The sequence below is a fragment of the Variovorax sp. 10N412 genome, assembly GCF_056394985.1.
Genome location: NZ_JBFTIO010000004.1, coordinates 26304 through 40513, shown reverse-complemented (window position 1 = coordinate 40513; position 14210 = coordinate 26304). Strand labels below are relative to the sequence as shown.

11 protein-coding genes are annotated in these 14210 nt (G+C 68.5%); all 11 read right to left on the bottom strand.

Annotation, left to right across the window (positions count from 1 at the left end; all coding sequences use genetic code 11):
- Nucleotides 1-6 precede the first annotated feature (6 nt).
- Nucleotides 7-2562, bottom strand: a complete 2556-nt coding sequence (gene flhF / locus AC1DJH_RS12155; RefSeq protein WP_478185860.1) for a flagellar biosynthesis protein FlhF — start codon at nt 2560-2562, stop codon at nt 7-9.
- Nucleotides 2559-4658 (bottom strand): flagellar biosynthesis protein FlhA, encoded by a 2100-nt coding sequence (gene flhA, locus AC1DJH_RS12150; RefSeq protein WP_478185859.1) that lies wholly within the window; start codon nt 4656-4658, stop codon nt 2559-2561. The genes flhF and flhA overlap by 4 nt, the downstream gene beginning before the upstream one ends.
- Entirely contained in the window at nt 4655-5818 is a 1164-nt protein-coding gene (gene flhB / locus AC1DJH_RS12145) for a flagellar biosynthesis protein FlhB (protein ID WP_472121347.1), read from the bottom strand. Before flhB ends, flhA begins: the two co-directional genes overlap by 4 nt.
- A gap of 154 nt (nt 5819-5972) precedes the next feature.
- Nucleotides 5973-6614, bottom strand: coding sequence for a protein phosphatase CheZ (cheZ, locus tag AC1DJH_RS12140; protein ID WP_472121345.1), 642 nt, complete (start codon nt 6612-6614; stop codon nt 5973-5975).
- Nucleotide 6615: 1 nt separating this feature from the next.
- The gene (gene cheY, locus AC1DJH_RS12135) at nt 6616-7011 is read right to left on the bottom strand and encodes a chemotaxis response regulator CheY (protein WP_172839779.1); all 396 of its coding nucleotides are present in this window, start codon (nt 7009-7011) and stop codon (nt 6616-6618) included.
- A 31-nt stretch (nt 7012-7042) separates the two neighbouring features.
- A complete protein-coding gene (locus AC1DJH_RS12130; RefSeq protein WP_472121342.1) occupies nt 7043-8137 on the bottom strand; it encodes a protein-glutamate methylesterase/protein-glutamine glutaminase in 1095 nt (364 codons plus the stop codon).
- Nucleotides 8134-8820 carry a chemoreceptor glutamine deamidase CheD gene (gene cheD / locus AC1DJH_RS12125; protein ID WP_472121340.1) on the bottom strand — a complete coding sequence of 229 codons (687 nt, stop codon included), beginning with the start codon at nt 8818-8820 and terminating at the stop codon, nt 8134-8136. The genes AC1DJH_RS12130 and cheD overlap by 4 nt, the downstream gene beginning before the upstream one ends.
- Nucleotides 8817-9683, bottom strand: a complete 867-nt coding sequence (locus AC1DJH_RS12120; protein ID WP_472121339.1) for a CheR family methyltransferase — start codon at nt 9681-9683, stop codon at nt 8817-8819. The genes cheD and AC1DJH_RS12120 overlap by 4 nt, the downstream gene beginning before the upstream one ends.
- 86 nt (nt 9684-9769) lie before the next feature.
- Nucleotides 9770-11089, bottom strand: a complete 1320-nt coding sequence (locus tag AC1DJH_RS12115; protein WP_472121336.1) for an EAL and HDOD domain-containing protein — start codon at nt 11087-11089, stop codon at nt 9770-9772.
- A gap of 26 nt (nt 11090-11115) precedes the next feature.
- Nucleotides 11116-13221, bottom strand: coding sequence for a chemotaxis protein CheA (cheA, locus tag AC1DJH_RS12110; protein WP_472121333.1), 2106 nt, complete (start codon nt 13219-13221; stop codon nt 11116-11118).
- Between the two features lie 56 nt (nt 13222-13277).
- A complete protein-coding gene (gene motB / locus AC1DJH_RS12105) occupies nt 13278-14177 on the bottom strand; it encodes a flagellar motor protein MotB (RefSeq protein WP_478185858.1) in 900 nt (299 codons plus the stop codon).
- Nucleotides 14178-14210: the final 33 nt, after the last annotated feature.

The following is a 14210-nucleotide window of genomic DNA, read 5'->3' as shown; positions in this document are numbered from 1 at the left end:
TTCTCCTCATCGGCCCAGCGGCTCCAGCGCGCGCGGCGCCTGCACGGGCGCCGTCGATTCGGTGCCCAGCGCCTCCAGCAGCAAGAAGAGCTTGCCCACCCCGGCATACAGCGCGCTGCCGCTCATGAGCCGTCCGTTGCGCGCGGGGCGGGCGGTCAGCTGGCCCAGCAGCGTGCGCGTGCGGTCGGCCCATTCACCCTCGGCGTGCAGCAGGCGCCACACGGTGGTGGTCACCTGCCCGGCGATGAGCAGGCGCTTCATGTTGTCCGGGTCGCCCAGCTCGCCGATGCCGCCCACCAGCTGCACGCCGTCGCGCAGCAGGCGGAAGCAGGGCTCGGCCTCGTTGGCCCAGCCTTGCCATTGCGCGAGCTGGCGCGCCGTCACTTCGGTGCCGACGTTCGACAGCGCAAAGCCCAGCGCCAGCACGTTGCCGGTGCGCGCGTCGAGCGTGCGGGTGGCCACGCAGCGCAGCGCTGGCATGGCGCCGCGCTCGATGCCCGCCGCCGCGGCGGCAGCGTTGAAGCGCAGCACCACGTCGACGTGCGCTTCGCATTGCAGCGCCGGCTTGCCGCGAAAGCGCACCGGCCGGCCTTCGCCGAATTCGAGATCCAGCCGGGCCAACGTGTCGGGCGCACCGGTGCGCGAATCGATCACGGCGGTGGAGCCCGGCGCGCGCGCCAGCCAGCGCTGGCCGGCGGCCTGCCACTGCACCATGGCCTCGATGCCGGGCAGGCGCGTGAGCACGTGCACCATCGTGCGGGCGCCGAAGTCCTGCTGGCGCAGCCAGGGCGCCTGGCGCGCGCCCGGCTTGCGTGCCGGGTCCTTCATGCCGCGCGTGGCGGCGGTGGCGAGCCACTGGTTCGGGGCTGCGAGCGGCAGGCCCGTGCGGTCCGACAGCAGCAGGCTGCCATGGCATTCGTAGGCGTCGCCGCCTTCGTTGGAGCGCAGGCCGATCTGGCCCGACAGCGCCAGCACGTAGGTCTCGCAACCCGCGGCCACTTCACCGCGCGCATGCACCGCGAGGTCTTGCAGCACGGCCTTCTGGCCGGTCTCGGCGTCGCCCGCCTGGCGCCAGAGGCCGCGTGCGCGATCGAAGCCGATCTGCGCACCGGACAGCGCGCCGGCGGCGGTGGCCAGCTCCTGCGCGTCGTGCGCCATGGCGCGGATCAGGTTCTGGTACTTCAGCCGCAGGCGGTCGGTCTCGCCCTGCGCCTGCACCACCTGCGCCGACGGGCCGGCGCCCGCGGGTTCTTCCTGCAGGTCGCTCTCGGCCGGCACGAACAGCGGGTTGTGCTGGCGCGGCTGGAACACGCTGTCCACCAGTTGCGCGCGGTCGGCCTGCAACAGGTTCTCGGGCACCTTCTGGCCGCTGGAGATGTAGTGCACCGGCAGGCGGTGGCGAATGACGGTGTCGATCAGCGCGCCCGGGTGCGTGGACTCGTCGACCTTGGTGAAGATGCAGCCGGTCAGCTCGTTGCCCTGGCGGTAGGCGTGCACCACCTCGTTGAGCGTGTCGCCATGGCTGGTGGCGTTCAGCAGCAGCAGGCGTTTCACCGGGCGCGGGCTCTGGCCCAGCATGGCGATCTGCTCGGGCACCGCGCGGTCGCGCTGGCTCATGCCGACGGTGTCGATCAGCACCATGTGCTTGTCGCGCAGGTCCTGCAGCACGAGGTGCAGGTCGGCCGCGTCCTTCACGGCGTACACCGGCACGTTGAGGATCTGGCCGTAGATGCGCAGTTGCTCGTAGGCGCCGATCCGGTAGCTGTCGGTGGTGACCAGCGCGAGCTTGTCGGCACCGAAGCGCATCACGCAGCGCGCGGCCAGCTTGGCGGTGGTGGTGGTCTTGCCGACGCCGGTCGGGCCCATCAGCGCATAGACGCCGCCTTGCGCGAACAGGGCGTCTTCGTCTTCATGCACAGGCACGGCGCGAATCAGCTCGGAGCGCACGTAGGCCATGCCTTCGGCGTAGCTCTGGCCGGTGGGCAGCTTCTCGAGCATGGCCTTGGAGAGCTTCGCGCTGAAGCCGGCGCCGAGCAGCGTGCGCAGCAGGCGGCCGCGCACGGGGTCGCGGCGCTGCTTGTCGTTCCACACCACGCTGGCGAGCTGCTCCTCGATCATGCCGCGCATGGAGTGCAGTTCGTTGAGCACCGTGTCGGCGGGCGCGGAGGGCGCGGAGGGCGCGGAGGGCACGACCGGGGCCACGGGCGCCATGGCGACCGGCGTCAACGGCACGGCGCGCGCCACGGGGGCGACAGGGGTGACGGCTGCCACCGGTGCGACAGGCGCGACCGGAGCTGCAATCGCGACCGGCACAGGCACCACAGCCGCAGGGGCCGAAGGGGCCAAGGGGCCCGCAGGCTTCGCTGGCGAGGCGTCGCCCACCACCTGCCGCATCTCGCCCTCCACCATGGCGACGATCTCGACGCCCTCCGGCGCCACGCGGTGGCTGAGCACGATGGCGTCGGCGCCCAGCGCCTCGCGCACGAGTCTCAGGGCTTCGCGGCTGGTGGCCGCGACGAATTTGCGTGCGGTCGTGCGCACGTCGGTCTGCTGGGAATTCAAACGCGTCCTCCAATGGCGGCAGTGATCTTGATGGTGCGGGAGTCAGGAATCTCCGCATGCGAAAGCACCTTGAGCTGCGGCAGGCTGCGCCGCAGGAAACGCGACAGCAGCACGCGCAGCGCGTGCTGCACGACCAGCACGGGCGCAAGGCCCAGCTGTTCCTGTCGAACGATGGCGGCCTGCGCCTGGCGCAGCAGGTTGTCGGCAATGCCGGGCTCGATGCCGCTGCTGCTGGTCAGCGCCTGCTGCAGCACGCCGTCGAGCGAGCCGTCCAGGCCGATGACCTGCATCTCGGTCTCGCCCGGGAACAGCTGCTGCGTGATGGCGCGGCCCAGGGCCAGGCGGGTGAGCGTGGTCAGCTCGGTCGGGTCCTTGATGGTCGGCGCATGCTCGGCCATCACGTCGAGGATGGTGCGCATGTCGCGGATCGGCACCTCTTCGTCGAGCAGGTTCTGCAGCACCTTGTGCAGCGTGCTGAGCGACAGCACCTTGGGCACCAGGTCCTCGGTGAGCTTGGGCGCGGTCTTGGCGATCTGGTCGAGCAGCTGCTGCACTTCCTGGCGCCCGAGCAGTTCGGCGGCGTGCGTCTGGATCAGGTGGTTCAGGTGCGTGGCCATCACGGTGCAGGCATCGACCACCGTGTAACCGTACACCTGCGCCTGCTGGCGCAGGCTGGCGTCGATCCACACCGCTGCCAGGCCGAAGGCCGGGTCGCGCGTGGGCGTGCCGGGCAGCGAGCCGGTCACCTGGCCGGGGTTGATGGCCATCCACTGGTTCGGGTAGGCCTCGCCGCGGCCGATCTCCACGTCCTTCAGGCTGATGATGTACGTGTTGGGGTTGATCTCGAGGTTGTCGCGGATGTGCACCACCGGCACCAGGAAGCCCACCTCCTGCGCGATCTTCTTGCGGATGCTCTTGATGCGGCCCAGCAGCTCGCCCTGCTGCGACTGGTCCACCAGCGGAATGAGCCGGTAGCCGACCTGCATGCCCAGCGGGTCGACCATGGCCACGTCGTCCCAGGTGGCCTCGGCCATTTCGGCCGCGGGCGACACGCTCGCGGCCTGCGCGGCGGCCGCAGCCTGCTGCGCGGCCTCCTGCGGCTTGCGCAGCAGCAGGCGGCGGCCCAGCCACACCAGGCCGCCCGCGATCAGCAGGAACGCCAGGTTCGGCATGCCGGGAATCATGCCCAGCAGGCCGACGATGCCGGCCGTGAGGAACAGCACCTGCGGGTTGGAGAAGAGCTGGCCGGTCAGCTGGCTGCCGACGTCCTCGTCGGTGGTCACGCGCGAGACGATCACGCCGGCCGCGGTGGAGATCACCAGCGCCGGAATCTGCGCCACCAGGCCGTCGCCGATGGCCAGCAGCGTGTAGGTCTTGCCGGCGGTCGAGAAGTCCAGCCCGTGCTGCAGCATGCCGACCACCAGGCCGCCGATGATGTTGATCACCATGATCAGCAGGCCCGCGATGGCGTCGCCGCGCACGAACTTGCTGGCACCGTCCATGGAGCCGTAGAAGTCGGCCTCCTGCGCCACCTCGGCGCGGCGCTTGCGCGCCACTTCCTCGCCGATCAGGCCGGCGTTCAGGTCGGCGTCGATGGCCATCTGCTTGCCGGGCATCGCGTCGAGCATGAAGCGCGCGCCCACCTCGGCGATGCGGCCCGCGCCCTTGGTGATCACCATGAAGTTGATCAGCACGAGGATGATGAACACCATCACGCCCACGGCGAAATTTCCGCCCACCAGGAAGTGGCCGAAGGCCTCGATCACCTTGCCCGCGGCGTCGGGGCCGGTGTGGCCGTGCATCAGCACCACGCGGGTGGACGCCACGTTCAGCGACAGGCGCAGCAGCGTGGAGAACAGCAGCACGGCCGGGAAGGCGGCGAAGTCGAGCGCCTTCATGGTGTACATGCTCACCAGCAGCACCATCACCGACACCGCGATGTTGAAGGTGAACAGCAGGTCGAGCAGGAAGGGCGGCAGCGGCAGCACCATCATGCTCAGGATGAGGATGATGAGCACCGGGCCGGCCATGCCCTTGAACTGCGAGCCGGAGAACGTGTTCGCCGGCAGTCGCAGGAAAGTTGTCAACGCGTTCATGCGGCTTGGGATTCCACGGGTTGGGCTGTGTCGGTGTATTGAAGGTCTGCGGGCACCTGCAGGTCGGTCGGCGTGCGGGGCGCGTCACCGCCGTCGCTCTTCCAGCGCTTGAGCTGGTACACCCAGGCCAGCACCTCGGCCACGGCCGTGTACAGGCCCGCGGGAATCTCCTGCCCCAGCTTCGTGTGCTTGTAGAGCGAGCGGGCCAGCGGCGGCGCCTCCAGGATGGGCACGTTGTGTTCCTTGGCCATCTCGCGGATGCGCGCGGCCACCAGCTCGGTGCCCTTGGCCACCACGCGCGGCGCGCGCATGTCGCTGTCCATGTACTTCAGCGCCACCGCGAAGTGCGTCGGGTTGGTGAGCACGATGTCGGCCTTGGGCACCTCGGCCATCATCCGGCGGCGCGCCATCTGCTGCTGCTGGCGGCGGATCTGCGCCTTGATCTGCGGATCGCCTTCGCTTTCCTTGTGTTCCTGGCGCAGGTCTTCGCGCGACATGCGCAGCTTGCGGAAGTAGCTCCACAGCTGGAAGGGCACGTCGATCGCGGCCACCAGGAAGAGCGTGGCGGCGATCAGCGCGCAGTGCTTGGCCACCAGCACCATGGCGTGCGGCAGCGCGTAGTGCGCGGGCTGCGCCATCAGCGCCATCAGGGCTTCGATGTCGCCCGACACCACCCGCCACGCCACCCAGCCGATCAGCGCCGACTTGGCCAGCGCCTTGACCAGCTCGGCCAGCGACTGCGCGGAGAACATGCGCGCGATGCCGGCCAGCGGATTGAGCTTGCCGGCCTTGAAGGCCACCGCCTTGCCGGAGAACATCCAGCCGCCCAGCATCAGCGGCGCGACCACCGCGGCCACGACCATCATGGCGAACCACGGGCCCACGGCCATCAGCGCCTGCATCGCCATGAGCCCGGTCTGGGCCAGCATGTGCTGCGGGTCGAAGGCGCTGGCGCGGTCGAACTGCAGGCCCAGGCGCAGCGCGCCGTTCAGGCTCTGGCTGAGCGAATCGCCGGCGAGCCACAGCCCGGCGCTGGCGGTCGCCAGCATCACGAACGTGGTGAGTTCGCGTGAACGGGCAACGTTGCCTTCCTCGCGCGCCTTCTCCAGGCGCCGCTCGGAGGCGGGTTCCGTTTTTTCGAGATCGCTTTCCTCAGACATTCATGCTCCGGATGGCGGTGGCGGAATACGCCTTGCCTAGAACCAAATTATTGAATTTGGTGGTCCGGAACAATCTGCCGATCAGGGCCCTGATCGCCCTGCTCTTCGCTTAATCAGCGCGGCCCGGCCGAGGCTGGCCGGGCACTTCGGGGCGTCAGAAGCCCAGGCTCTCCAGCAGGTCGTCGACCTGTGCCTGGTCGGTCACCGCGTCGGGGTTGCCCGGCTTCACCTGGGGGCCGTTCTGCAGGCTGTGCGCGGCCTCGACGCGCTTCTCGGGGGGCGAGTTGTCGATGAGCACCTGGAGCAGCTGCGTCTCCACGTCGTTGACCACTTCCATCATCTTCTTGATAACCTGGCCGGTCAGATCCTGGAAGTCCTGCGCCATGAGGATTTCCATCAGCTGCGAGTTGATCTCGCTCGCGCGCTGCGGCACCTGGTTGAGGTAGCCGCGCGTGTCCAGCACCAGTTCGCGCGCATGGTCGAGCTCGATCGGGTTCTCGAACCACTTGTCCCAGCGCTGGCTCAGGCCCTTGGCGTCGGCGGCCAGCGCTTCCTGCAGGGGCTGCGCCACGTCGATGGCGTTGAGCGCCCGGTGCGCCGCGCGCTCGGTGGTCTCGGCCACGTAGCTCAGGCGGTCGCGCGCGTCCGGAATCGCCTGGGCGGCCTTGGCGACCTCCTTGTCGAGGCCCAGCTCGCGCAGGCCCTCGCGCAGCTGGCGCGTCAGCTGGCCGATGCGGCCCAGCAGTTGTTCGGCGGTGTTGGTGGAGTCCGCAGCCTCCGTCGCGATCTGGCTCATGTCACGCCGCTTCCTTTGCAAGTTTTTCGAAGATCTTGGTGATCTTTTCTTCCAGCGTGGCGGCGGTGAAGGGCTTCACCACGTAGCCGTTGGCACCCGCCTGCGCGGCCGCCACGATGTTTTCCTTCTTGGCCTCGGCCGTCACCATCAGCACCGGCAGCTTCTTCAGCTCGGGGTCGGCACGGATGGTCTGCAGCATGGTCAGGCCGTCCATGTTCGGCATGTTCCAGTCCGACACCACGAAGCCGAAGTTGCCCCCGCGCAGTTTCTCGATGCCGGCCGCGCCGTCCTCGGCCTCGTCGACGTTGAGGAACTCCAGCTCCTTCAGCAGGTTGCGCACGATGCGCCGCATGGTCGGGAAGTCGTCCACAACCAGGATTTTGATGCTCTTGTCGATCACGATATTTCCAACTCCAACAGGTCTTTTTTCAAACTCGGTTCGCACGTTCACCGAACGTGCGCAGATGCGCCAGAACACGGCGGCTCACTTCACTCAGGGGGGACACCTCGTCCACCGCGCCCAGCGCGATGGCTTCGCGCGGCATGCCGAAGACCACGCAGCTCGCTTCGTCCTGGGCCAGCGTGTGGGCGCCGGCGCGCTTCATGCGCAGCAGGCCCTCGGCACCGTCCTTGCCCATGCCGGTCAGGATGATCCCGATGGCGTTCTTGCCGGCATGCTTGGCCGCGGAGTCGAACAGCACGTCGATGGACGGGCGGTGGCGGTTCACCGGCGGTTCCTGGTCGAGGTGCGCCACGTAGTTGGCGCCGCTGCGCGCCAGCGACAGGTGGAAGCCGCCCGGCGCAATGTAGGCATGGCCCGGCAGCACGCGCTCGCCGTGCTCGGCTTCCTTCACGTTGATGCGGGACAGGCCGTCCAGGCGCTGCGCGAACGAACGCGTGAAGCCGGCCGGCATGTGCTGCGCGATCATCACCGCGGGCGAATCCGGCGGCAGCGGCTGCAGCACTTCGCGAATGGCCTCGGTGCCGCCGGTGGACGCACCGATGATGATGAGTTTCTCGGTGCTCAGCAGCGGGCTGCGCAGCAGCGATTCCTGCGGCGCGTCGGCACCGGCGCCATGGCCCGGGCGTGCGGTGGCATGCCGGCTCGGCAGCAGCCGCGCGCTCGCGGCCGTGCGGATCTTGCCGGCAATGAGTTCGGTGTAGTTGAGCAGCCCGTCGCGCACGCCCAGGCGCGGCTTGGTGACGAAGTCGATGGCGCCCAGCTCGAGCGCACGCAGCGCGATTTCAGAGCCGCGCTCGGTCAGCGACGACACCATCACCACGGGCATGGGGCGCAGGCGCATGAGCTTCTCGAGAAACTCCAGCCCGTCCATGCGCGGCATTTCCACGTCGAGCGTGAGCACGTCGGGGTTGGTGACCTTGATGAGGTCGCGCGCCACCAGCGGATCGGCCGCGGTGCCGACCACGGTCATGTCGCTCTGGCTGTTGATGATCTCGGTCATCACGCTGCGGATCAGTGCCGAGTCGTCGACGCACAGCACCTTGATTTTCTTGACGCTCACCGGTTTCCTTTGATTGCGGCCGCCGGCGCCACACGGGCGACCGGCAGGGGGGCCGTTCGTTGCAGATCGGGCGCGGTGCGCAGGCCGGTGAGCCCGCGCAGCAATTCGCCTTCCACGCTCTGTACTTGCTGAACCTCCGTCTGCGCGCGCAGCTTGCGCACGATGGCCTTGCCGGTCGAGGGCAGGAAGCACACGCGGCGCGCATGCGGTCCGCGCAGGTCCTGCGCGGCGATCTCGATGCGTTCGTCGCGCAGGTAGCGCAGCACGAAATCCGCATTGCGGTCGCCGATGTTCAGCGTCGTCATGTTGGCCAGCACGGCGCCGCCGCCGAACACCTTGGCCTGCAGCCGGTCGCGCCGCGCGCCCACGCGCACCAGCTCGCGGATGAGCACGTCCATGGCGTAGGCGCCGTAGCGCATCGATTCGGTGGCGTGGCGCCTGGGAGCCCCGGGACCCGCCTCGCCCTCGTCGGGCAGCATGAAATGGTTCATGCCCGCCACGCCCGCTTCGCGGTCGTGCAGGCAGGCGGCCACGCACGAACCGAGCACGGTGCTCAGCACGGTGTCGCTCGAGGTCACGTAGTACTCCGACGGCAGCAGCTTCACGGCCATCAGGCCGACGTCGCGGTCGAAGTAGTGATGGGTCGCCACCGCTCCCGGCGCGCCCACATGGGTGGCACTCATGGCAGGCCCGGGGTGCGCGCGCGCGCCAGCTCGTACACCGTCTGCCCCAGCGGGCGGAACGCCGGGTTGACGAGCGACGCATTCTCCGAATGCCCGGCGAACAGCAGGCCGCCCGGCTTGAGCAGCGGCGCGAAGCGGTCGAGCACCTTCTTCTGCGTGGGCTTGTCGAAATAGATCATCACGTTGCGGCAGAAGATCGCGTCGACCGGCTCCTTCACCGACCACGAACTGTCGAGCAGGTTGAGCCGCGAGAACTTCACCAGCGCCGCGACTTCGGGACGCACGCGCACCTTGCCGGCATTCGCGCCCGTGCCCTTGTTGAAGAAGCGGCGCAGCCGCTCCGGCGCCAGGGCGCGCACCTGCTCGGTGGTGAACACGCCGGTCGCGGCCTTGGCCAGCACCGCGGTGTCGATGTCGGTGGCGATGATGCGCGCGGAGGCCGCCTTGTCGCCCAGCGCCTCCATCAGCGTGATGGCCAGCGAATAGGGCTCCTCCCCGGTCGATGCCGCGGCGCACCACACCGTGACCGGCTGCTGCGCGCGGCGCACGTGGTCGGCCAGCGTCGGAAAGTGATGCGCCTCGCGAAAGAACGAGGTGAGGTTGGTGGTGAGCGAGTTGATGAACACCTGCCACTCGTCCCCGTCCTGGCGCTCTTCGAGCCAGTCGAGGTAGGTGGCGAACTCGGGCACCTGCAGCTCGCGCAGCCGCCGCGAGAGGCGGCTGTACACCATCTGGCGCTTCTGCTCGCCCAGGGCGATGCCGGCGCGGCGATGGATGAGCGTGCGGATCCGCGAGAAATCGCTGTCGGTAAAAAGAAACTCGGAGTTCACGGCAGCCTTGGAAATATGGCTTTCAATGTACATAGCAGCCGCCGTTTCCAATGCGCCGATGAGACGCACCAAAGCCCTGCACTTTCCGGGGCTTGGGCGCCATCACGGTCACGGTCATTTCACGGCCCCGACGCGGCAGGACCCGCGTCCTGCGACCACACCAGGGCCGACAGCTGCGCCGCGTTGACCTGCGAGGCGCTCACGAACAGCGCTTCGGACAGGCGCGAGGCCTCGCCGTTGTCCAGCTCGCAGGCCTCTGCCAGCGCCACGAAGGGACCATAGAGCCCGCCGCGCGACAGAATGGCCTGCTGCACCGCCTCGGTGAGCTGCACCTTGCGCAGCACGCCTTCCATCGACACCCCCAGCAACTGGTCGAGCAGCGAGAACATGCCGGCCACGAACAGGTTGTCGGACTCGCCGGGCGGCAGCATGCCCTGGCCCATGAGCTCGACGAAACGCCCGCGCAGGATGGCCTTCTTCATCATGAAGGGCGAGCCCGCCTTGTTGCTGGTGGCCAGCAGCAGCGACAGCCAGCGGTACAGCGGCGAGTAGCCCAGCATCGTCACCGCGTGGCGCAGCGAATGGATCTCCACCGCCACGCCGACCGACGGCGAGTTGATGTAGCGCAGCAGCCGGTAGGTCAGCGCGGCGTCGTGCTTGAGCGAGGCCTCGATGGTGCGCACGTCCTCGTTGCGCTGGATCATCTGCATCAGCTGCACGATGAGCAGCGACTCGGGCTGCAGCGCGTCCTCGGCCTCTCGCACCGGCGGGTTGCCGAAGGTGCCGTCGATGAACACGTTCACGCGGCGCGCGATGCAGGCCTCGTACTCGTTCCAGTTCTTCACGCGCGCGGCGATGAGCTCCACCGGCGGATGGCCGAGCAGCATTTCCTGGCGCATGCGCGACACGGTCGCCACGTCGGTGGCGTCCACCTCGAAGTGGGTGACGATGGCGCGCAGCTCGGGGTCTTCGGGCAAGGACTGCGCGCCGCACAGCATGAAGCCGAAGCCCTGCTCGCGCAGGAACATCAGGATGGAGCGCATGTCGGCGTCCAGCAGGTCGTCCGGCCCCATGCACAGCACCACGTTGTTCGCCGGCAGCGACTGCAGCTCGCTCTGGAACAGCGCGTCGACGGCCACGTCGACGAACAGCACCTGCGGTCCCAGCAGCCAGCCCCTGTTCTCGGGGTTGAGGTGCACGGCGAGCGTGTCCATCAGCGCCTTGACGCCAGCGGCCGGCGACGCCGTGCGCGAGCCGGGCTCGTCGCCCGGCGCGCGCCACGCCATGCGGTAGCCGATGACGCGGCGTTGCGCATCGAGCAGCATTTCATAGGCCACGTGGCCGTTGGCACCGGGCTCGCTGGACACCAGCGCGGCACCCGAGGCAGCGTTGCCGTTGGTGTCCCCGGAACCGGAACGTCGGAAGAAATCGAAACGCATTCAGCTGTCTCCGTCTTGTGTGGGCGTCACAGGGCGATGGCGTCGGTCCTCCGGGCAGCCCCCGCCAGCGCGACCGCGCTCGCGGCCTGCGCGCGCTGGATGCGCGGCATGGCGCCCACGTCGATGATGAAAGCCACGCTGCCGTCGCCCAGGATGGTGGCGGCCGAGATGCCCGGCACCTTGCGGTAGTTGGTCTCCAGGTTCTTCACCACCACCTGGTGCTGGCCGAGCAGCTCGTCCACCATCAGCGCGAAGCGGTTGTCGTCGGCCTGCACGATCACCAGGATGCCCTGCGTGGGCTGGGTCTGCGCGCCGCTCACGTCGAACACGCGGTGCAGCTCGATGAGCGGCAGGTACTCGCCGCGCACCCGGATCACATGGCCGTCGGCGGTGATCGAATGCAGGTGCTCGGGCAGCGGCTGCAGCGACTCGATGACGTAGCTCAGCGGAAGAATGTAGGCCTCGGACCCCACCTTGACCGACATGCCGTTCAGGATGGCCAGCGTGAGCGGCAGGATGATGCGCGTGGTGGTGCCCTGCCCGCCGCGCGAGTGGATCTCCACATGCCCGCCCATTTCCTGGATGTTGCGCTTGACCACGTCCATGCCCACGCCGCGCCCGGAGATGTCGGTGATCTGCTCGGCGGTGGAGAAGCCGGGCGCGAAGATCAGTTGCCACACCTCCTCGTCGGGCATGGTCTCGCTGACCGCCATGCCCTGCTGCAGGGCCTTGGCGAGGATGCGTTCGCGGTTGAGGCCGGCGCCGTCGTCGCTCACCTCGATCACGATGTTGCCGCCGTGGTGCTGCGCCGACAGCAGCAGCTGGCCGGTGGCGTCCTTGCCCTTGGCCAGGCGAACTTCGGGCGTCTCGATGCCGTGGTCCAGGCTGTTGCGCACCAGGTGCGTGAGCGGATCGACGATGCGCTCGATGAGCCCCTTGTCGAGCTCGGTTTCCTTGCCGTAGGTGTCCAGGCGCACCTGCTTGCCCAGCTTGGCGCTGACGTCGCGGATCACGCGCGGGAAGCGGCTGAACACATAGTCCATCGGCATCATGCGGATGGACATCACCGACTCCTGCAGGTCGCGCGCATTGCGCTCCAGGTGGCCCAGGCCGCTCAGGAAGCGTTCGTAGGCCACGGGGTCGAGCATGGTGGCGGCCTGCGTGAGCATCGACTGCGTGATGACGAGTTCGCCCACGAGGTTGATGAGCTGGTCGACCTTCTCGACGTCCACGCGGATGGAGCTGGACTCCTTGGCGCCGGCTGCCGCGGGCGCCGCGGCAGCGGCCTGCTTCACGGGCGCCTCGGCGACCAGCAGCGGTTCGGGTTCAGGTTCGGGTTCGGGCGCGGGCTGCGCCACGGCGGCGGGCGCCTCGACGGCGGCCACGGCCTGCGCAACCTCGGGCGCATCGCCGGTTTCGCGCGTGATGTCGATCTGCGACTCGTCGATGACGAAGCAGCACACCGCCACGATGTCGTCCGGGTCGCAGGTGGTCTCCAGCAGGATGGTCAGCTGGTCGCTGCTGCGCGTGCGCGAGCGCACGGTGCCCAGGTTGGCCAGCTCGCCGGCCAGCAGCTCGCATTCGCTGTCGGACAGGCGGGCGAAGCGGATGCGCAGCACCCCGTCTCCCGCCGCTGCTGCGGCGTCCACGGGCGCGGGCGCGGCGGCAACGGGCGCTGGCGCCGGTGCGGGCGCCGGCACCGGCGTGCGCGCGGCCAGCGGCTTGGGCGCCGCACTGCCGTCGCCGCCGTTTTCCTGGGCGAGCTGCTGGAGCACGCCGCAGATGTGCGCGACCATGTCGGGTTCCGGCTCCTTGCCGGCCTGGTAGGCGGTGAGTTGTTCTTGCAAGGCGTCCTTCGTTTCCAGAAAGGCATCGATCATCGAAGCGCTCAGGACCAGTTGCCCGTGGCGGGCGCGGTCCAGCAGCGTCTCGAGAACGTGCGTGGTGTTGGTCAGGGCTGTGAAACCGAACGTCGCGGCGCCTCCCTTGATGGAGTGCGCCGCGCGGAAGATGGCGTTGAGCTGTTCGCTGTCCGGCGACTCGACATCGAGCGCCAGGAGCAGTTGCTCCATCTCCGCGAGAAGCTCGATGGCTTCGACGAAGAATGCCTGGGTGAATTGACTGAGGTCCATCTCTTGTGCTCCGGGCCTGCGCTCTCACGCCTGCCGCATGTGATTTCTTGTCGTTGTCATGGCGACGCGGGCGTCGCCTTGGGAGCGGGTGCGCCGGGCACGTTGCCCACGCGCGTGCCCACGGGTTCGGTGCTGTTCTCGTGCTCGATGCGTTCCTGCGTACGGCGGTTGAGCAGGATGATGCTGATGCGCCGGTTGATGGGGCTGCGCGGGTCGGCCTTGTCCAGGTGCATGCTGTCGGCCAGGCCGATCACGCGCAGCACCTTGCCCTCGGTCATGCCGCCGATGACCAGCTCGCGGCGCGAGGCGTTGGCGCGGTCGGCCGACAGCTCCCAGTTGCCGTACGAGCGGTCGTTGGTGTAGACGATGGCGTCGGTGTGGCCCGACAGCGTGATCTTGTTGGGCAGCAGGTTCAGCGCAGGCGCCAGCTCGCGAAGAATGGCGCGCATGTGCGGCACCACGCGGGCGCTGGCCAGTTCGAACATCGGGCGGTTCTCGGTGTCCACGATCTGCAGGCGCAGGCCTTCGGTGGTGATGTCGATCAGGATCTGCGAGCGGAACTGCTGGAACACCGGGCTCTTGGCGATGAGCTCTTCGAGCTGCTGCTTCATCTCGGCCAGGCGGCTGGCGTCGGCCTCGTCCTCGCTCGTGGTCTCGGTGTTCCTGACCTCGCCCTCGACATGCATCGGGTCGGCGCCGCCGCCGGAGATCATGCTGGAGCTCAGGCTGGCCTTGTCGCCGCCGTTCATCGCCACGCGCAGCGGCATGCGGAAGTGCTCGGCAATGCCGTCACGCTGCTTCGGGCTGGAGATGGACAGCAGCCACATCACCAGGAAGAACGCCATCATGGCCGTCATGAAGTCGGCATACGCGATCTTCCAGCCACCGCCATGGTGGCCGCCGCCGTGCGCCTTGTGCACGTGCTTGATGATGATCCTTGGCTTGCCTTCGCTCATGGTGGCTCTGTCGTTCGCTCGATTGCGGGGGTA